At 44.2% G+C, this 18,162-nt stretch carries 17 protein-coding genes; 12 read left to right on the plus strand and 5 right to left on the minus strand.

Annotated features, from left to right (window positions below):
- The first annotated feature begins 104 nt into the window (after nucleotides 1-104).
- The 3 genes from MHI32_RS04020 (at nucleotide 105) to MHI32_RS04030 (ending at nucleotide 4,646) form a co-directional block, all read left to right on the plus strand.
- Nucleotides 105-806 carry an ABC transporter ATP-binding protein gene (locus MHI32_RS04020; RefSeq protein WP_036684849.1) on the plus strand — a complete coding sequence of 234 codons (702 nt, stop codon included), beginning with the start codon at nucleotides 105-107 and terminating at the stop codon, nucleotides 804-806.
- 13 nt (nucleotides 807-819) lie between these two features.
- On the plus strand, nucleotides 820-3,465 hold the full coding sequence (locus MHI32_RS04025; RefSeq protein WP_340011922.1) for an FtsX-like permease family protein: 2,646 nt from the start codon (nucleotides 820-822) through the stop codon (nucleotides 3,463-3,465).
- 728 nt (nucleotides 3,466-4,193) lie between these two features.
- The gene (locus MHI32_RS04030; RefSeq protein ID WP_340011923.1) at nucleotides 4,194-4,646 is read left to right on the plus strand and encodes a hypothetical protein; all 453 of its coding nucleotides are present in this window, start codon (nucleotides 4,194-4,196) and stop codon (nucleotides 4,644-4,646) included.
- A gap of 143 nt (nucleotides 4,647-4,789) precedes the next feature.
- Here MHI32_RS04030 and MHI32_RS04035 read toward each other — a convergent pair whose 3' ends face one another.
- Together MHI32_RS04035 and MHI32_RS04040 are read right to left on the minus strand one after the other, a co-directional pair.
- Nucleotides 4,790-5,236, minus strand: a complete 447-nt coding sequence (locus MHI32_RS04035; protein ID WP_076308491.1) for a GNAT family N-acetyltransferase — start codon at nucleotides 5,234-5,236, stop codon at nucleotides 4,790-4,792.
- A gap of 21 nt (nucleotides 5,237-5,257) precedes the next feature.
- Nucleotides 5,258-6,247, minus strand: coding sequence for a DUF4003 family protein (locus MHI32_RS04040; RefSeq protein WP_340011924.1), 990 nt, complete (start codon nucleotides 6,245-6,247; stop codon nucleotides 5,258-5,260).
- A gap of 223 nt (nucleotides 6,248-6,470) precedes the next feature.
- Here MHI32_RS04040 and MHI32_RS04045 point away from each other — a divergent pair, with 223 nt between their 5' ends.
- Nucleotides 6,471-7,313 carry an aldo/keto reductase gene (locus MHI32_RS04045; RefSeq protein ID WP_340011925.1) on the plus strand — a complete coding sequence of 281 codons (843 nt, stop codon included), beginning with the start codon at nucleotides 6,471-6,473 and terminating at the stop codon, nucleotides 7,311-7,313.
- A 44-nt stretch (nucleotides 7,314-7,357) separates the two neighbouring features.
- Here the strand turns inward: MHI32_RS04045 and MHI32_RS04050 are convergent, their stop codons facing one another.
- Nucleotides 7,358-7,924: a TetR/AcrR family transcriptional regulator gene (locus tag MHI32_RS04050; RefSeq protein WP_076305173.1), complete on the minus strand. Its 567-nt coding sequence runs from the start codon at nucleotides 7,922-7,924 to the stop codon at nucleotides 7,358-7,360.
- A 194-nt stretch (nucleotides 7,925-8,118) separates the two neighbouring features.
- Here MHI32_RS04050 and lpdA point away from each other — a divergent pair, with 194 nt between their 5' ends.
- Genes lpdA through MHI32_RS04065 form a run of 3 tightly spaced genes read left to right on the plus strand, consistent with a single transcriptional unit; the run spans nucleotide 8,119 to nucleotide 11,274 of the window.
- Complete coding sequence (lpdA, locus tag MHI32_RS04055; RefSeq protein ID WP_340011926.1) at nucleotides 8,119-9,513, plus strand: dihydrolipoyl dehydrogenase; 1,395 nt, start codon at nucleotides 8,119-8,121, stop codon at nucleotides 9,511-9,513.
- Nucleotides 9,510-10,139, plus strand: a complete 630-nt coding sequence (locus MHI32_RS04060) for an acetyl-CoA carboxylase biotin carboxyl carrier protein subunit (protein ID WP_076308495.1) — start codon at nucleotides 9,510-9,512, stop codon at nucleotides 10,137-10,139. The genes lpdA and MHI32_RS04060 overlap by 4 nt, the downstream gene beginning before the upstream one ends.
- Nucleotides 10,123-11,274, plus strand: a complete 1,152-nt coding sequence (locus MHI32_RS04065) for an ABC transporter permease (protein WP_340011927.1) — start codon at nucleotides 10,123-10,125, stop codon at nucleotides 11,272-11,274. Before MHI32_RS04060 ends, MHI32_RS04065 begins: the two co-directional genes overlap by 17 nt.
- A 20-nt stretch (nucleotides 11,275-11,294) precedes the next feature.
- Here MHI32_RS04065 and MHI32_RS04070 read toward each other — a convergent pair whose 3' ends face one another.
- Nucleotides 11,295-11,774: an NAD(P)H-dependent oxidoreductase gene (locus MHI32_RS04070; protein WP_340012700.1), complete on the minus strand. Its 480-nt coding sequence runs from the start codon at nucleotides 11,772-11,774 to the stop codon at nucleotides 11,295-11,297.
- Nucleotides 11,775-11,857: 83 nt separating this feature from the next.
- Between MHI32_RS04070 and MHI32_RS04075 the strand changes: the two genes are divergently transcribed.
- On the plus strand, nucleotides 11,858-12,151 hold the full coding sequence (locus MHI32_RS04075) for a hypothetical protein (RefSeq protein ID WP_340011928.1): 294 nt from the start codon (nucleotides 11,858-11,860) through the stop codon (nucleotides 12,149-12,151).
- A 2-nt stretch (nucleotides 12,152-12,153) separates the two neighbouring features.
- Here MHI32_RS04075 and MHI32_RS04080 read toward each other — a convergent pair whose 3' ends face one another.
- Nucleotides 12,154-13,092: a YafY family protein gene (locus MHI32_RS04080; protein ID WP_340011929.1), complete on the minus strand. Its 939-nt coding sequence runs from the start codon at nucleotides 13,090-13,092 to the stop codon at nucleotides 12,154-12,156.
- 99 nt (nucleotides 13,093-13,191) lie between these two features.
- Between MHI32_RS04080 and MHI32_RS04085 the strand changes: the two genes are divergently transcribed.
- From MHI32_RS04085 to MHI32_RS04100, 4 genes are all read left to right on the plus strand, one after another.
- Nucleotides 13,192-13,641 (plus strand): VOC family protein, encoded by a 450-nt coding sequence (locus tag MHI32_RS04085; RefSeq protein ID WP_076128596.1) that lies wholly within the window; start codon nucleotides 13,192-13,194, stop codon nucleotides 13,639-13,641.
- Nucleotides 13,642-13,881: 240 nt separating this feature from the next.
- A complete protein-coding gene (locus MHI32_RS04090) occupies nucleotides 13,882-15,579 on the plus strand; it encodes a hypothetical protein (protein WP_340011930.1) in 1,698 nt (565 codons plus the stop codon).
- A gap of 112 nt (nucleotides 15,580-15,691) precedes the next feature.
- A complete protein-coding gene (locus tag MHI32_RS04095; RefSeq protein WP_076276980.1) occupies nucleotides 15,692-17,572 on the plus strand; it encodes a PAS domain S-box protein in 1,881 nt (626 codons plus the stop codon).
- 233 nt (nucleotides 17,573-17,805) lie between these two features.
- Entirely contained in the window at nucleotides 17,806-18,150 is a 345-nt protein-coding gene (locus MHI32_RS04100) for a YojF family protein (RefSeq protein WP_076128602.1), read from the plus strand.
- The last annotated feature ends 12 nt before the right edge of the window (nucleotides 18,151-18,162 follow it).

An 18,162-nucleotide genomic window follows, 5' to 3' on the forward strand; every position in this document is an offset into this window, starting at 1 on the left:
GTGTAATGAGGGTTTGCCATTCGGGCTTGGGCGTTCTAATTATGATAAACTGAGACAATGTAGAGTAATTAGACTTAGTTCGGATAGGGACAGGAGGAAGAGGAATGAGTTTTGTTGCTGTAAAAGGGGAGTACAAGCGTTACAAGATGGGCGAGAATGTGATTGTCGCGAATGACGGGATTGATTTTGAGATAAAAAAAGGTGAATTTGCCGTGATCGTCGGCCCAAGTGGTGCGGGTAAATCTACGGTGCTTAATATTCTGGGTGGCATGGATTCCGCCGATGAAGGTCAGGTCATTGTGGATGGCATTGATATCGCCAAGTTTAGTGCCAAGGAGCTGACAGGCTACCGCCGAAATGACGTAGGTTTTGTATTTCAGTTCTATAATCTAGTACCTAATCTGACCACACTGGAAAATGTTGAGCTTGCTTCGCAGATTTCCCCGCGTGCACTAGATGCACGTAAGGTGCTGGAGGATGTGGGTCTGGGCGCGCGGTTAGATAATTTCCCGGCTCAGTTGTCCGGTGGTGAGCAACAACGTGTCGCTATCGCCAGAGCGTTGGCTAAACAGCCGAAGCTGCTGCTCTGCGACGAGCCGACAGGGGCGCTTGATTATAACACCGGCAAGCAGGTGCTGAAGCTGCTGCAGGATACTTGTCGTAACACCGGGACAACGGTCATCGTAATTACACATAATCTGGCGATCGCTCCGATGGCTGACAGGGTTATAGAGATTAACAACGCTAAGGTACGGAAGATGGTGATCAATCCTTCGCCGGTATCCGTTGACGATATTGAATGGTAAGGAGAAGGCATCTATGAAAAAGCGAGCATTGTGGAAAGATATTTTTCGTGAAATTGGGCATACCAAAGCCCGGTTTATTTCGATTTTTGCAATTATTATGTTAGGCGTCAGCTTTTTTGCCGGAATCAAGGCTACTGGGCCAGATATGTTGAATACAGCTGGAACCTTTTACAAAGAGCAGCGCTTGATGGATCTGAAGGTGCAGACTAACTACGGCCTGACCGAAGACAACATCGGGTTACTCAGAAATGTACAGGGGATCGATGAGATTCAGCCGAGCTATAGTGCAGATGTATTCATAGGTGATAATGCCTTAATACTTAAAGTCAATTCTTACAACACGGATAAACCACTTAATCAATACCGTATTATTGAAGGCCATCTACCGGAGCATTCCGGTGAAATCGTGCTGGACGATAAGCTAGCGGAAGAATATGCGTTGGGTGACAAGGTATCTTTTAGTGGAAACGGTACGGATGCGGAGCTGTCGAACAGCTTCGAAAGACTGGAGTATACTGTAGTTGGCTTTGTTAGAAGTCCACAGTTTATTGAGCAAAGTACCCGGGGCACCAGTGGGATCGGCAAAGGTACGGCGGATGCGTTCGCCGCGATCCCGGAGTCAGATTTCAAGCTTCCGGTGTATACGGAAGCCTATCTGTCCTTTAAGGATACAGCCGGAGTGAAGGCTTATTCGCCGGAGTATGAAGATCTGATCGAACAGCATACCCATGCTGTAGAGCAGGCGATGTCCGGCGTGCCGGAAGCACGGCTTGCTGAACTGCGTGCGGAAGGCGAGAAAGAGCTTTCTGGTGGCCGCGCAAAGGTGGCCGCCGCCGAGCAGCAGCTTGCGGATTTGCAGCGCCAGCCGGAGGAAGTGCAGCAGGAACAGGCTGCAAGTATAAAGGCAATTGCTGCCGGACTTGCTTCTGCCAAGGAGGAATTGGCGGCAGGGGAGCAAAAGCTTGCAGAGCTGGAGCAGCTTAAGGTCTACGTTACTGACCGAAGCGCTAATCCGGGATATGCCGAATATAAAGATAACGCTGATCGGTTGTCGGCGATTGCCAGTGCGTTTCCTGTGTTCTTTTTCCTGATTGCTGCGCTGGTCAGCTTGACGACCATGACACGGATGGTTGAGGAGCATCGCCTGCAGATCGGGACACTGAAAGCACTTGGTTATGGCAACCGCGACATTATGGCCAAATTTCTGGTCTATGGTACGCTTGCCAGTCTGGCGGCTTCAATTGCGGGTCTTGCGGTTGGTTTTACCCTGTTTCCGGGTATTATCTACGATGCGTATAGTGCAATCTATAATTTACCGGATATCACGAAGAACTTCTATCTTTCGTATTCGATCATATCCGTTATCGTAGCGTTAATATGTACTACGTTGACGGCGTGGATTGCTTCACGGGTAGAACTGCGCAGCAATGCTTCCGTATTGATGCGTCCGAAGGCACCAAAGAGTGGCCAGCGTATTTTACTGGAGCGGATCACTTTTATATGGAAGAGATTGAGCTTTGTCCAAAAGGTTACCGCACGGAATCTATTCCGCTATAAGCAGCGGATGTTCATGACTGTATTCGGCGTGGCTGGCTGTACAGCGCTGATCCTGACGGGATTTGGTCTCAAGGATTCAATTGGCAGCATCGCCGGGTCGCAGTTCGGCACGATTATGAAATATGATGCACTTGTGGCGCTGCATGAAGATGTGTCTGCCGATGTGCTAAAAGCCTACGACCAACTAATCACTGGTGAATCTGCAGTAACTGGGACGCTGAGTGTGGCGCAAGAACGGATGACCGCACATGCTAGTGGTGTAAATGATCAAGAGGTTCATCTGTTCGTTCCTACCTCCGTTGACTCTCTATCCGATTTCGTGGAGTTGCGGGATCGAAAAAGTGGAGAAGAGCGGATGCTTACGGATGATGGGGCTATTATCTCAGAGAAGCTGGCTAAGCTGTATGGGCTGGAGTCTGGTGATAAATTGACCGTGGTGGACAAAGATAATGAGACGTTCGAGATTGAGGTCGCGGCGATTACAGAGAATTATGTAATGCACTATGTTTATATGACACCGGCATATTATGCTTCTGTGTTCGGAGAAAAACCGCTATTCAATACAGAACTGCTGAACTACACCGCACATGATAAAACATGGGAAGACAAATTTGGTGAGAAGCTGACGGCTAATGAGGGCGTCGCTGCCATCAGCTTTTCCAGCAGTGTAGGCTCCGCCTTCGATGAGACTATGAAGAGTATGGACGTTGTAACCTTGGTGCTCATTGTTTCAGCGGCGGCATTGGCTTTTGTCGTCCTCTACAATTTGACCAATATCAATGTGTCCGAGCGGATCCGGGAGCTGTCAACCATTAAGGTACTGGGCTTCTACGACAAGGAAGTAACCATGTATATTTACCGCGAAAATATGCTGCTTAGCCTACTCGGTATTGTGGCTGGATCGGGTCTCGGCATAGTGCTGCATAGCTTCGTCCTGAAGACGGCCGAGCTGGATGCGACGATGTTCGCTCCGATCATCAAGTGGCCAAGTTATATTTATGCGGCGCTCCTAACCCTATTGTTCTCCGGTATAGTCATGGCGTTCATGCATATTAAGCTCAAACGAATCCATATGATAGAGGCTTTGAAGTCGGTGGAATAGCATCTAAAAATGCCAGAGCTGCGGCTCTTTCTATGAAATAGCTTCACTGGAGTCCGAAACTATGCCTCAAAGGCGATAAATGAGCAAATAGCGTCCTCTGGGTCCGTAAGCAACAGGGGATGGTTAGGAACCGACGCTATCGTTCGCTATCGTTCGCTATCGATACCATCCGATGATTTCTGACGATATTGGATGCTATCTGAATCTATGCCTGACGCTATAGGACGCTATCGGACCCAGATGACCTTAAACGCCGGATTATCCGCCATTTGGAATGTTATCGGACTCCATAGCAGCTATTGGCATAAAAAACGCCAGAAATGAGGCTCTTTCTATAGAATAGCGACACTGGAGTCCGAAACTATGCTTCTAAGGCGATAAACGTGCAAATAGCGCCCCCTGGGTCCGTAAGTAACTGGAGATGGTTAGGACCCGAAGATATCGGAGCCATCAGCTGCCATCCGACGTTTTCTGACGATATTGGATGCTATCTGAAACTATGCCTGACGCTATCGGACGCTATCGGACCCAGATGACCTTAAACGCCGGATTATCCCCCATTTGGGATGTTATCGGACTCCATAGCAGCTATTGGCATAAAAAACGCCAGAAATGAGGCTCTTTCTATAGAATAGCGACACTGGAGTCCGAAACTATGCCTCAAAGGTGATAAATGAGCAAATAGCGTCATCTGAGTCCGGAAGCACAGAGAGCTTTGATTTGGCGATGTGCATGAGGGTATATGCGTAGATTTAGAAGTGGTTGCAGAAGTAGAAGTAGAAGTAGAAGTAGAAGTAGAAGTAGAAGTAGAAGTAGAAGTAGAAGTAGAAGTAGAAGTAGAAGTAGAAGTAGAAGTAGAAGTAGAAGTAGAAGTAGAAGTAGAAGTAGAAGTAGAAGTAGAAGTAGAAGTAGAAGTAGAAGTAGAAGTAGAAGTAGAAGTAGAAGTAGAAGCAGAAGCAGAAGCAGAAGCAGCAGCAGCAGTAGCAGTAGCAGCAGTAGCAGTAGCAGCAGCAGCAGCAGAAGCAGTAGAAGTAGAAGTAGCTGTAGCAGTAGAAGTAGAAGTAGAAGTAGCTGTAGCAGTAGAAGTAAATGTAGATGAAGAAGTAGAAGTAGATGCAGATGTAGATGTAGATGCAGAAGTAGATACAGCTGAACCGAATACTCGGAGCCGTTTCGCCTAGCTCCTCCTATCCGCTCCTAGCTTCGCCAACCTAAACTGCAGACAACTAAACAACAGAGCTGCGTTCTCAAACGAGAGAATCGCTGCTCTGTTGTCTTTTTACAATATTAAAATGCATTGAACTGTCTCCTGCATAGGAAAAAGCTACTTAAGCGACATGTGCAGGATAGGAAAAGGATTACCTTGTTCGTCGAGTGCTGAACGCTCAAAAACCTGAAATCCCATATGCTCATAGAAACCTAAAGCTTGGGGATTTTGCTCATTCACATCCACGAGGTGTACGGCGAGTTTCTGCATGACATAAGCTACTAGCGCTTTTCCAACCCCTTTTCCCATTGCAGTAGGTTCTACGAACAGCATTTCAATCTTTTTATTCTGAACCCCTATGAAGCCAAGCAACTGTTCCTCATCATCTGTAAAAGCAAACAAATCGCTTATGCCCTCAAGCGCCTGCGTGACCAGCGGCCGCAAAGCATCAATATCCTGCTCGGATAGAAAAAGATGAGTATGCCGCACGGATGATTCCCAAATGTTCAGTAGACGGTTTAACAATTCTTCATTTCTAGTTGTGAAGATTTTTATTGAGTCCATATCTTTCCCTCACGATTCAATCTAATTCGAAGAAGAAGCTGCAGCCGCAGCTGATGCAGCCGCTGCCCCGGCAAGAGCAGCCTGTTGCGCAATTACAATATTGGTAATGTTGGTAGAAAGCATCGTAGTTAATACGCCGTTTTGCACATCCTCCACAGATCTGAAGGCTACCAGTGCAGAAGACAAGAGCAGTAATTCCTGCTTGCCAATAGACCAGTTCCCGAAGCCCTTTTTTATACGCAAAAATTCGTAAGTCTCCGAGACATCAGTAACGATGTCCTCCTTGTTGCAAGGGAGCAGGGATAACACGCCCAGTGAGGAGAGGGTATATTCCTTGTCTAGCCGGATACCCTGTGCACGAAATGCATCTCTTAATGCCAATACACGGTCCGCTGCTTGAGGGGCTTCTTCCCCAAGAACCAATACCTGGGTCAGGGCTTGCACACTGTTGCCTGACATAAACTCGGGCTTAAGCGTTACATAGAGCTGCTCCATGCGGTCCACGCCACTCTCAACATCGATATCGGAAAGACCAAGCATCGCGGAGAAGATATAATCGTCCTGTCCGGTAAGGAAACGATGTTTTGCCTTCATACTATCGTAAAATAGCTTTGCCCGTTCTACCGTACGCTGATATTGATCCGATGTTTCATTAGCAGCGATTTGATAGGCAGCAACGACGAGATAATCAGAGGCTCTGAATTTGGCTTCCTTCATTAAATCATACACGGCAAGTGTGTTTGCAAGCAGAGTTTCCTTCTCGTCAGAAAGAGAGAGCAGGGCAGCAATGCTGATCACCGAAGTCCCTCTAAATTGAGAGAAAATCCCGGTACTCTCCTTAATTAGCTCATAGCTGGCACGGATGGCTTCGTCATCTGCAACTTTGTCTTCTACAGCATACAATAGTGCCGCTAACCGATTAACCATTGCATTTTGCCATGGGAAAGCTTTTTTGATCCTCTGAGCGTTGTCTGCGAACAATTCAAGCCTAGCTGGATATTGCTCCTTCATTGGATACACCTCTTATCTCTACTTTTAATTCATAACATTACGAAAATCCTGTGTTGTAGATTCATTTTACTATAAAAAATAAATCGGATGCCCACGAAAGCGGCTTACTAATAGGCTAGAGGTTGTTCAGGTGACCCGATGATTGAGTTTACTATGAGAATGTTATAATAATTATAAGATGGATCGACAGAGGTTTAAATGACAACAAAGGAGAAGAGCGACGATGACTGAGAGAATACCTGAAATCGTATTGAACGATGGAGTGAAGGTGCCTGCGATTGGTTTTGGTACCTACGCGTTAAACGGAACTGAGGGAGCACAAAACATCACTAAGGCGATTGATGTTGGCTATCGTCTGATCGACACTGCGTTTAATTATGAGAACGAGGGTGCTGTAGGCCAGGCTGTTCGGCAAAGTTCTGTGCCTAGGGAAGAGCTACTCATTACTTCCAAACTGCCAGGACGCCATCACTCTTATAAAGAAGCGTTGTCTACTATACAGGAGTCTTTATTCAGAGCCGGATTGGATTACTATGATTTCTATCTCATCCACTGGCCTAACCCTAGAGTGAATTTATATGTTGAGGCCTGGCAGGCGATGATCGAGGCACGTAAGCAAGGGTTGATTCGCTCCATCGGTGTATGTAACTTTTTGCCGGAGCATATTGAACGTTTGATACAAGAAACTGGTGTAGCGCCGAGTATGAATCAGATTGAGCTGCATCCTCACTTTAATCAGGAAGAGCAACGTGCATGGAACAGAGAGCATGGGGTAGTGATTGAATCGTGGAGTCCATTGGGACGGGCTAGCAGCATACTGGAAAATGAGAAAATAGCGGAAATAGGCAAGGTTCATAATAAATCGATATCGCAAGTTATCTTACGTTGGCATATACAGCTTGGGGCTATTCCCATTCCAAAGGCTTCTTCTCTAGAGCATCAGCGTGATAACCTGAATATTTTTGATTTTGAATTATCGGAAGCTGAGATGACCGTTATTTCCGGATTAACCTCGCCAACAGGTCGCATAGCTGATCAAGATCCCGCATCGTATGAAGAATTTTAATAAATTTAACTACAACACGCCATTTATTGGCGTGTTTTTTTATATTAGACTCTTACTAGCGCTTTGGCATACTGTTTGCCAGATGAGAGTAGGTTGTCGCTCAGTTCAGGATCTTTAACCGTCCGTGCAAGAACAAGGGAGCCAACCATAGTACTGAACAGTGCGCTACCTTTGGACGCGTCAATTCCTGCCAGATCAGAGATAAAAGCAATCATCCGTTCCAGTTCCTGCGTGAATACCTGCCGAACTTCTTCTGAGGAACGGGATATTTCGCTAGAAAGGGCAGGGATAATGCAGCCCATCTCCATTTTGTCGCGGTGATACGGACTTAAATAATAATCAATGACAGCATCGATTTTGGGGTTCTGCTCTTCCTGGTCAGCGACCTTCTGCAGAAGTGCGATGGTATCGCTGATGGCATACCGGCAGGCTTCCGCTACAAGCTGTTCTTTGTTGTCAAAATGGGAATAAAACCCCCCATGAGTTAATCCGGCCCCCTTCATAATGAACGGAACGCTTACATCGTGAATACCGTTGGTGCGAAAAGCCTGAGCAGCACTTTCAACGATTTTATTTCGAACTTTTATTTTATGACCTTTGGGATACGGCATTGTAATCACTCCACAGCTTCATAGTTCTACTTTTAAAATATTATAGGCGTCATAATAAAGCCTGTCAATTTAGCGATTCTGAGAAAGTTAGCTTGTGAAAGGCGAGGCAAGGTTATTGACTGTTTTAAAATATGATGGTAATAATATATTACGTTCATCATATTTTAAAACAGTTCAACAGGAGGTATCAGGAGATGAGTAAGTTTGAAGCCGTAGAAACATTGGTCATTGGATCAGGTCCGGGAGGTTATGTGGCGGCGCTGCGATCTGCACAGCTTGGGATGAAAACAGCGATTGTTGAACGCAACCAGCTTGGCGGAGTCTGCACGCATGTTGGATGTATCCCATCCAAAGCATTAATTGCTGAATCACATCGCTATGATTTGCTCAGTCCTTTTAATTTTGCAGATGCGTCAGCATCTTTTAAAAATGCTCAGGATTTTAAACAAGGAGTTGTGAATAAGCAGGCAGGTGGAGTCAGTTATTTATTAAAGACTGCTGGGGTGAGCATTTTCGAAGGAGAGGCTAGCTTGGTGGATGAACATACAGCTATCATCAGTCAGTCTGGACAGGAGCAAACCTTATCCTTTAAAAACGCTATCCTGGCTACAGGATCTCGTCCGATTGAGCTGCCAGCCTTTCCTGTTGGCGGACGTATTTTGTCTTCCACAGAAGCGCTGTCGCTCCCTGAGATTCCAACTAGCCTAGTAGTTATAGGTGGGGGCTATATTGGTGTCGAGCTGGGGCAGATGTATGCCAAATTCGGAACAAAGGTAACGATTCTGGAAGGGGGAGAACAAGTGCTGCCTGGATTTGAGGCGGAGCTTGTGAGCCCTGTTGGAAAGCAGCTGAAAGCCGATGGTATGAAAATTATTACCGGAGCGACAGCTGTGAACGTAGTAGAGAGTGCAGATACCATTACACTGCATTATTTAAAAAATCAGGAACAGCAGCATGTTACAGCGGAATATGTGTTAGTTACTGTGGGCAGAAAACCAAATACAGACGGCAATTTAGGACTAGATCGCATAGGCTTGCCAGTGACGAGTAGGGGATTGATTGCGACGGACGAACAGTGCAGAACAGCTATCCCACATATTTTTGCAATTGGAGATATTACGGCAGGCCCGACTCTCGCTCACAAGGCATCCTACGAAGCCAAGATTGCGGCAGAGGCCATTGCAGGTCTCTCCTCCGAAGTTGATTATCGAGCCATCCCGCTCGTTGTTTTTTCGCACCCAGAGCTGGCCAGTGTCGGCTTAAGTGAAACAGAAGCAAAGACAAAAGGCATTTCGCTGGTTATTGGCAAATCCTCCTTTGGGATTAACGGGAGAGCCTTGGCCTTGAGGGAGACGGAAGGTTTCGTCAAGCTTGTAGCGGACCTAAATTCAGGAGTCGTAGTGGGTGCACAAATCGTTGGAGTAGAGGCATCCACACTCGTGTCGGAGCTTGCTCTTGCTATTGAGATGGGAGCCACTGTGGAGGACTTGGCGATGACCATTCACCCTCATCCCACATTGGGAGAAGTAATTATGGAGGCTGCTGAAAATGCAGTTAAAAAAATGGTGATGAAAGAGAGTGGAAAATGAAGATAAAAGCAGGGCTATATATAGGAATTGCGATTGTGCTGATTGTTGGAGGGGCGCTTCTTGCTGTAAAAGGAAAGGATGCAGTCAGTCAGGCTGAGAGCAGGAAACAAGGGATTCTGGATGCGGAGCAGAAGACAATATTTTATCAGAATAGTCCAGGGTCAATTGTCGAGGTCGGTGTGGCTGCAGGTGATTCTATAAAACAGGGAGAGGTGCTGTTTAAGGTTAAATCTGCTGAAGGAGAAACGGATGTAGTTGCGCCGGAGGACGGATCAGTCAACAAGATTATTGTAAAGCCGGGAGATCTAGTCCAGCTAGGAATGCCAATGGCGGTTTTGCAAAAAAACAACTTTTATACAGATCTCTACATACAAGAAAGTGAAATCCAAAAGCTAGAGGTGAATCAAAGTATTGGCGTTCATTTTCCATATTTGGAGCACCCAACGGAGGTGACAGGTGTAATTACATCTATCGCAGCCGCGCCTCAATTTGCGAGCTTACGTATGTCACGTGAAAAAGGGCAAGCCGATTTAAGCATGTTTCTTGTCCGTGTAACTATGGATGGGAATGCTGATTTGCTTCCGGGGATGACAGCGGAGGTGAAGCTCGATGAAGTCACTGATTGACGAATGGAAGTACGTGGTGGGCAGTAAGTATTTACGCCTGATTTTTATAGGTCCGCTTATTGCGGCCCTATTTTTTGGCTTAATGTTCTCGAAGAACCAAATCAGCGAATCGCATGTTGTTGTCATTGATGAGGATCACAGTTCGTATTCACGACAGCTGATCTCAAAGATAAATGCCTCTCCATATATGAACGTAACAAATGTGTACTCCAGCCGCCTGAACCCAGAGACGTTACTAGCAAATGAGCAGGCTGTAGCGGTCATCATGCTTCCCAAAGAGTTGGGGCAACATCAGCAGCAGGGGATATCAACGAATATTGGCATCTTAATGGATAATACAATGCCATCAGGGTTAACCAGCATCCGGACTGCGATTCAGGAAGTCATTCAGACAGAAAATGTGACTCTTTCTATGACCCGGTTCCTCCAAAAGGGGATGGATGCCGAAACCTCTAAAGGGCTTGCTTCTCCGTTATCTCTCCAGCAGCGGATGTTGTTTAACCCGACCACAAGTTATGTGGGTTTTATGGTCATTGGATTTGTGAATATTGTGGTGCTGATGATTACAACAAGCGCAGCGGGTTCAATTGTCCCTCGGTTGCGGCAGGAGGGGAAACTCTTTGCAAACGGGAAGTCTCCTTGGCAGATTTGGGTTCGCAGTGTACCTTACGCTGTTTTGACCACTATTTCGCTGCTCCTATGTTATGGCTTATTAAAGCAGGTGGGGGGAATGCGCTTTGAAGCAGCGCCTTATCTGTTTATTATTCCACTGTTTGTATATGCCTTTGCCTTGTCGCTTATGGGTCTGTTGATTGGTTATACTGCCAAAGACGTATCCAAAGTTAATTTACGAACCAATTTCGTGTTGTATCCGTCGTTTCTTGCTACTGGAATCCAGCTGAGTCCACTTGCCTTTCCAGAGTTCTTTCAAATTTCCGCATGGGTATTACCTATGAACTGGCTTAATCGCCTCATACGTGGAATGGCTTTTCGGAATGGGGCGCTAACAGCCTACAGTCAGGAGCTGGGGGCGCTGCTGATTATTATCGGCGTTGTATCCTTATTCATTGGATTGCTGGTGCTTAGGGAGATGAAGAAACCAGAGATTCAGTTCTCAGAATCAGTCAGCGCTTGAGTAATTTGATCTAGTCTAGTTTAGTCCAGTCGTGCAAACCGTTGTTCTGTTTTATCAAGATGTTTCACCCGCTCTTCTAAGCTGCGATCTGACATCCCGGCATAATTATACCAACGAAGATTCTTACGTATTCTCATTTTGCGAAAGGTGCCTCTGAATAGAATTTTGGTGATGGGGTTGCCAAAAATCCAGCGATAAAAGAAGTCGGGCGTGTTCATTACGGTCAGCAGGGACACTCCTTTAATATTCGGGAGCAAGCATTTGAAGGGCCGCCCAGGTTTAGTTTCTTCGTAGACAATGCCTTTTGCGAATACCTTATCAAGAAAACCTTTGGTAAGAGCGGGCATGGCTTCCCACCATATAGGGAAAATGAAGACAATATGATCCGCTGCTATAAGACGCTGCTGATAATTGGCGACTAGCGGGTCGGGGGTTCTCTTTTGCCGCCAAGCAGTGAGTTCTTTGTGCGACATGACGGGATCAAATCCATCGGCATGCAGATCGTATTCGCACGGAGTTTCTCCCCGATAATAAAAAAGAAGTGCTTTTTCTTACAACACCTCTAGGGAAAGAAATATTCGATTTGCATTTAGCCCTACATAAGCAGATGAATAAAGGGATAAACCGGTTTCTACAGAGATATAACCCAGATGAATTGTTATTTATAATCCAAGCCTTCGAGGATACTTTGGAAGCGTCATGGGTTCATTCGGAATCGGTTGCTGAAAAAGAACCATTAACTGCCGGAGCATCTCTTGAGCCAGTGGAAAACGATGAAAGGAGTCAAATCGTAGACATGCTGAACCAACTGGATACGCGTAACCTCAAAAAGGCTAAGGCAGTTCTACAAGCTATGTTTTTTACCCCTTTTGCTTAGCTTTATATTTTTTGATAGTGATTTAGGAGTTGCTCTAATTTATCTTTGATTATTTGTTTTAAGGCTTCAGGTTTCACGGATGTAACAGCATGACCATATCGCATAAAATAATTAGCCAAGAAATCCTCTTCACCTGGATTATAGAATCCCTTAATGACTGTTTTCGGACCAATTTCTATTTTCATAGAAGGATAATGCTCTTTATAAAAAATATCCTTTGCTTGTTCCGCAATCTCAACTTCAAAGTCCATACTTTTCGCAGAATGATAGATTTCTAATGAACGACTAAGAAGTTCTTCTATAGAATAACGAGTTTTGTTTTCCTTTTCTTCAATGAAGGTTATTCGATCACATCTAAAAACTCTATATGTATTCGTCGTAAGCTCTATTCCAGTGGCATACCATTGACCAAACTTAGCGGAAATCCTAAAGAATTGAACAGGGTAGCTTTTTGTTTGGTTTTCTTTTGTATATGCAATGTTACAGGCACTCTCATTTAGAATACTTGCTAGGATTTTATCTAAAAAACGGCTGACATGCTTATGCTGATACATTTCGAATTGCAGGACCTTTTTCATTTTGTGAATTTGGTTGATTTGTGTACTCGATAGACAGTGCTCAAACTTTTCGTTTAGCTTGTTAACACTTAAATGAAAGGGTGTAGATTGATAAGATTCTAATGTCAGCATGGCAAAATACAGCGCATAGACTTCATCTATCGTGAAAATAATAGGGGATAACAATCTGTTTTTTAAAAGTCCATAACGTCCGTGTCTTCCATGTTCCGCGAAAATAGGCATACCTAATTGTTCTAATGAACTAATATCGCGTAGAGCTGTACTTTTTGAAATAGCGTATTTATCCATGAGATCACTTAAATTAAAGAATTCTCGATTGTTTAAGTACCTCATCATGTCATTTAACCGTTCTGATTTTTTCATATATAAAACTCCTTATAAAGGTGTCATGTTTTGATGCCTTTATATAGGATAATAAGTTTAAGGCCAGATATCAAATATATAAAAGGAGAGATTTATACTATGAGTACAACACTAGAAGTAGCTATTTTTTTATCGATGAATGGAAGAGCTAAGGAAGCTATAGAATTTTACAAAGAACATTTTAACGCAGAGGAATTGCTACGTGTCACCTATCAACAACTAGCAGAGCGTGACAGCTCCATACAGCTTACGGATGAAAATAAGGATTATATTACTCACTCTGTCCTGTTAATCGGAAAAACAAAAATAATGATAGCAGAAGATACAATGAATACGAATGAGAAATATACAGTGGGCAATAACACTTCATTATGTATTCAAAGTGCTGACTTAGAGGGGATTGAAGGTTTTTATAAAAGCTTAATCACAGACGAGCGCGTGAAAATTATTGCTCCTTTATCTAGCAATGTGTTTAGCAAAGCCTACGGTATCATTGAAGATCCCTTTGGTATTCAAATCCAACTCATGTTTGATGAAAGATTACATTAAAAAAGCTTCCTGCTTCTAAAGCAAACTAAGTTTAATATTCAGCCGACTAAATTTCAGGTGTATTGTCCTGAGTTTGGCCGGCTTTTTTCTTGAGAGACGGGTTGTCCCAACCAAACGATAGAACGCAGATCGCGAGACTGTGCAGATTGTGCTTTTTACGTTCATTTCAAAATTAAGGCGGCACAGCAAATTACCGATAAATATAATAGCTAATGATTATATCTAATGGAGGAAAGACGGATGAAGAGGATTTTTAGTATATTGCTGATGTTATTACTGGTTACACCAGCACTCGGCACTACAACCTTTGCGAGCAATACGGTGAAGGCTAAGGTAACCGAGAGCAGTACATATTTTGATGGAGAACAGCGGAACCTGAATGGGTTCAACATATCGAATAACAATTATTTCAGACTACGCGATTTGGCAGAGTATTTCTCGGGAACGAGCAGCCAGTTTGATATCACTTGGAATAAAGCGAACAATGCGATTGAGATCATAACTGGACAAGCTTATACGCCCGAAAAGAAAACAACAAGTAACTATTATAGCCGCAATAAAAATTATGCTGCTACGCTTTCAAGCTCTAAGGTGCTAGTCAACGGACAGTTACAGTCTATTACGGCGTACAATATTGATGATAACAATTATTTTCAGTTGAGAGATTTGGCGGGTAAAATCCCGTTCGATATTGAATTTGACGTTCAGTCTGACCGCATATCGTTATTTTCCAAAATCCCAGATCATGCTTACCGGGTAAAGACGGCGGCTGTAGCTGAGAGTAACGGGGAATCTTCTTATTTTCCTAGATGGAAAAGTACGGCCTCTTCTTATCTTGTGAATAATAAGGATGGGACTGTAAGTGTTATTGAGGCGAACAAAGAGTTTACGATTGAAACGTACAATGAGAAGTACGAACTAACAGGCAATAAGAGCATTCCTTTTGAGCTTCCGGTGTTTGGTGGATTCTTTAGTGGGGAGAAGTATAACTATATTGCTTTTGGCCAAGAGAACCGCGAAGAGAATGATAGCAAGGAAGTCATTCGTATTGTCCGTTATGATAAAAGCTTCAATAGAGTAGACAGTGTCTCCATAAAGGGTGGGGAGAGCTATACCGTTAGCCCTTTTGATTCAGGCTCCGGCAGGATGGCTGAAGCTGGAGATACGCTTGTATTTCACACTTCACGTACAAGATACACGACAGAAGATAAATTAAATCATCAATCCCAGCTTACCATTATTGTAAATACTAAAACCATGACCGTGACCAATGATCTGGGAAGATTCCAGAAGAATCATGTCAGTCACTCTTTTGACCAATATGTATTGTTTGATGGTACTGCGCATGTTCTAGTCGATCATGGCGACGCTTATCCCCGTTCGATTGTTCTGAATAAAGGAGACGGAGCCAGTTATAACGAAGTGGATTTATTTAATATTCCCGGCAAAATCGGAGCGAACGCGACGGGTGTTTCTATAGGCGGATTTGAGATGTCCCCGGCGAACTATATAGTCGCTATGAATTCGGTAGATCATTCCCTAGTCAAAGAGTATACATCTTTTGAGATGGTGGGTTTAGAAACGGACCAAAGGGATGTCATGCTTAGTGTGTTGCCCAAGTCCAACCTGAGCAGTAATTCGGTGAATCACATTACCTTGGCTAAATATGTAGGCACGAACCTGATCGCGTCCATCCCTAAGCTAGTAAAAATCACAGACGACAAAATGATGGTGCTGTGGCAGGAGTTTGATAAAGAGAATCATCCGGGTGATCTGAAATATGTTCTTATAGATGGAGCGGGAAAAGCTACTAGCGACATCCAAACGATCAAGCATTTTGCCTTATCAGAGTGCAATCCTATTATTAGTGGGGACAAAATCATTTGGTATACGAACAATAAAGGATCCAGAGTGTTCTATTCGATCCCGTTAAATTAACGGATTCAATTAATAACAAAGTGGGTAAATTAGACTATAAGCTATAAATAGGACCTTCTAAATAGAAGGTCTATTTTTTCACGCAAAAATCACATCATCCATGGAGGTCGCTATGCATCGCGTAAATCTAAACCAGGAACAATTCAACCAACAGGTGATTAATCACGCCTCCTTTGGGATCGCCCTTTTATCGCCAAATGGTTTGATTCTGACCGTAAACCCGGCCTTTGAGCAGACTTTTGGTTATTCCACTGAAGAGTTTGAGGGTATGCGGTTAGAAGACCTTTCTCACCCCGAGGATTTCGGCAACCTTCATGATTTAAAAGCAGTTTTGGGTGAGGAAACAGAAGTGCAGATGGAAAAGCAGTTTATCACAAAAAATGGAGATTATATTTGGGGACAGCTCACGCTCCACCTATTCAGCGACGAGTCGAACCAGCCAGCATACTTCATTTGCCAAATCGTTAACATTACAAAGCAAAAGGAATCCGAGCAACGCCTTCAGGAGTCTGTTGAACGGTATACGTCGCTTAAAAAATATAACCATGACGCCGTCATTTCCTTTGACCTTGACGGTCGAATCATTAACACCAATAGTATGGCGGAAAAGATAACGGGCTATGCCATCGAGTCCGAGTTGATCGGGATGAAGCTTGCGAGTCTGATTGGAGAAGAGAATGTCCAGCGCATTCTGGAAAGAGCCCTTTACGATAATACAGTTGAGCAGTATATCAATAAGCTTGTCACTAAGGACAGCGAAGTCGTTGAAGTGCTCACCAGTATTGCACCTATTTATGTGAACAATCATAATATCGGATTTTATCTTATATGCAAGGACATTTCCGAGCAAAGGCAATTGTCGCTAGCTAAGGAAGCCGCAGAATCCACGAATAGAGCTAAAAGTGAGTTCCTGGCTATGATGAGCCATGAAATTCGCACTCCCATGAACGGGGTGATCGGCATGACTGATATTCTGCTTGAAACAGAGCTTAATGAAGAACAACGTGAATATGTAGAAATCATTCGCAAAAGCGGAGGAATCCTGCTCAATATAATTAATGATATCCTTGATCTTTCAAAAATTGAGGCAGGCCGCAGCGAGCTACAAGAGGATACATTCGATCTGCGAACTTGCCTCAAGGACAGCTTTTCTGTTATTGCAATAAAAGCTGAACAAAAACATCTGGAGCTCACCAGCATCATAAATCATGATGTTCCTGACTTTATTTACGGTGACGAGGAACGCTTGAAGCAGGTGTTCTTGAACCTGCTAGGGAATGCTGTGAAATTCACACCCGCGGGCAGCATATCGGTAAAAGTGAGGCTTGTAAAGGATGATCCCTTCCTGCTGGCCTTTACGGTAACCGATACTGGCATTGGAATTGATCCTGATCGACTTACTGATATTTTTGAACCGTTTGAGCAGGTGGATAGCTTTATGATGCGGAGACATGAAGGCACGGGTCTTGGCCTTGCCATCAGCCGCAGAATTGTCGAAATGATGGGTGGTGAGATCTATGCGGAGAGTGACGGCAAGAGCGGTACGTCGGTTACCTTCACAATCAGGCCCAAGAAATCAGTGGTAATTCCTAGCCAAGAGGCTAACATTAACAAGCTTCATACCGCACGTGAGGCAAGAATTTTACTTGCTGAAGACAACTCTATCAATGCGCTAGTGCTGACCAAAATACTCGAAAAAATGGGTCACAGTGTTATCGCCGTCACAAACGGCATAGATGCGGTTGAAGCAGCACGGAAAGAACCCTTTGATCTTATTTTATTGGATCTTCACATGCCCATTATGAACGGTATAGAGGCTATGAAGATGTTAAGAGATGAGCATCAAGAGAAATGTCCGCCCATCATCGCGGTCACGGCTAATGCTTTGAAGGGTGACCGTGAAAATTGTCTAGCTGCCGGAATGGACGAGTATATCAGCAAGCCTGTAAAGCGTGAAGTCATCATAAAGATGTTAGATCAGTTTGTGATCTAATATAAACAGCATAACCTCTCAGTGATATTATCCCCTTCAGGTGAACAGTAAAAAGCCAGTCCATTACTGTTACACTTGGAGGGGATCGCTCTATCCATTGAATTACATAGCATTGCACGTTATACTTTGAAAAGAAATACGGACCCGCTTATCATATAACAGATCCGTCCTTCTATAAGGTATGGATCTTATTTTTTGTATGTATATATTCAGTCAGAGACGGAGGCGCAACATTGCAGCTAATCAATCAATCAGAAGTACAAGATAGGATCGACCTGCTTAAAGATCAGGATCTGTATATCCATCTTGAGATGACAACGGGAGCCTACGCTGCCCATTTAGATAGTTCGAAGCATCCAGCCGCTACTTTTATTACCAATGCTGTTATTCGATATTCCCATGGTTCGATTTCCGGCAACGGTCCTTATCGGGTCGGCTTAAAAATGTCGCAGGGCTGGGTTTACTCGGAAGGGCTAACTCACTATGAAGAGAGTGAGACAGGCAGATTGATTATGGCTGGACATGATGCTCAAGGCAAACTGATCGTATCGTTACAATTAAGCCGAGAGCCGTTCTAATGGAAGAGGAGA

The sequence above is a fragment of the Paenibacillus sp. FSL H7-0690 genome, from assembly GCF_037980415.1.
GTDB classification, from domain to species: Bacteria; Bacillota; Bacilli; order Paenibacillales; family Paenibacillaceae; genus Paenibacillus_AQ; species Paenibacillus_AQ odorifer.

What these genes read in the sequence shown, in the direction of transcription:
- MHI32_RS04020 (WP_036684849.1), top strand. Translation starts at nt 105, where the DNA reads ATGAGTTTTGTTGCTGTAAAAGGGGAGTACAAGCGTTACAAGATGGGC.
- MHI32_RS04025 (WP_340011922.1), top strand. Translation starts at nt 820, where the DNA reads ATGAAAAAGCGAGCATTGTGGAAAGATATTTTTCGTGAAATTGGGCAT.
- MHI32_RS04035 (WP_076308491.1), bottom strand. Translation starts at nt 5,236, where the DNA reads ATGGACTCAATAAAAATCTTCACAACTAGAAATGAAGAATTGTTAAAC.
- MHI32_RS04040 (WP_340011924.1), bottom strand. Translation starts at nt 6,247, where the DNA reads ATGAAGGAGCAATATCCAGCTAGGCTTGAATTGTTCGCAGACAACGCT.
- MHI32_RS04045 (WP_340011925.1), top strand. Translation starts at nt 6,471, where the DNA reads ATGACTGAGAGAATACCTGAAATCGTATTGAACGATGGAGTGAAGGTG.
- MHI32_RS04050 (WP_076305173.1), bottom strand. Translation starts at nt 7,924, where the DNA reads ATGCCGTATCCCAAAGGTCATAAAATAAAAGTTCGAAATAAAATCGTT.
- lpdA (WP_340011926.1), top strand. Translation starts at nt 8,119, where the DNA reads ATGAGTAAGTTTGAAGCCGTAGAAACATTGGTCATTGGATCAGGTCCG.
- MHI32_RS04060 (WP_076308495.1), top strand. Translation starts at nt 9,510, where the DNA reads ATGAAGATAAAAGCAGGGCTATATATAGGAATTGCGATTGTGCTGATT.
- MHI32_RS04065 (WP_340011927.1), top strand. Translation starts at nt 10,123, where the DNA reads ATGAAGTCACTGATTGACGAATGGAAGTACGTGGTGGGCAGTAAGTAT.
- MHI32_RS04080 (WP_340011929.1), bottom strand. Translation starts at nt 13,092, where the DNA reads ATGAAAAAATCAGAACGGTTAAATGACATGATGAGGTACTTAAACAAT.
- MHI32_RS04085 (WP_076128596.1), top strand. Translation starts at nt 13,192, where the DNA reads ATGAGTACAACACTAGAAGTAGCTATTTTTTTATCGATGAATGGAAGA.
- MHI32_RS04090 (WP_340011930.1), top strand. Translation starts at nt 13,882, where the DNA reads ATGAAGAGGATTTTTAGTATATTGCTGATGTTATTACTGGTTACACCA.
- MHI32_RS04095 (WP_076276980.1), top strand. Translation starts at nt 15,692, where the DNA reads ATGCATCGCGTAAATCTAAACCAGGAACAATTCAACCAACAGGTGATT.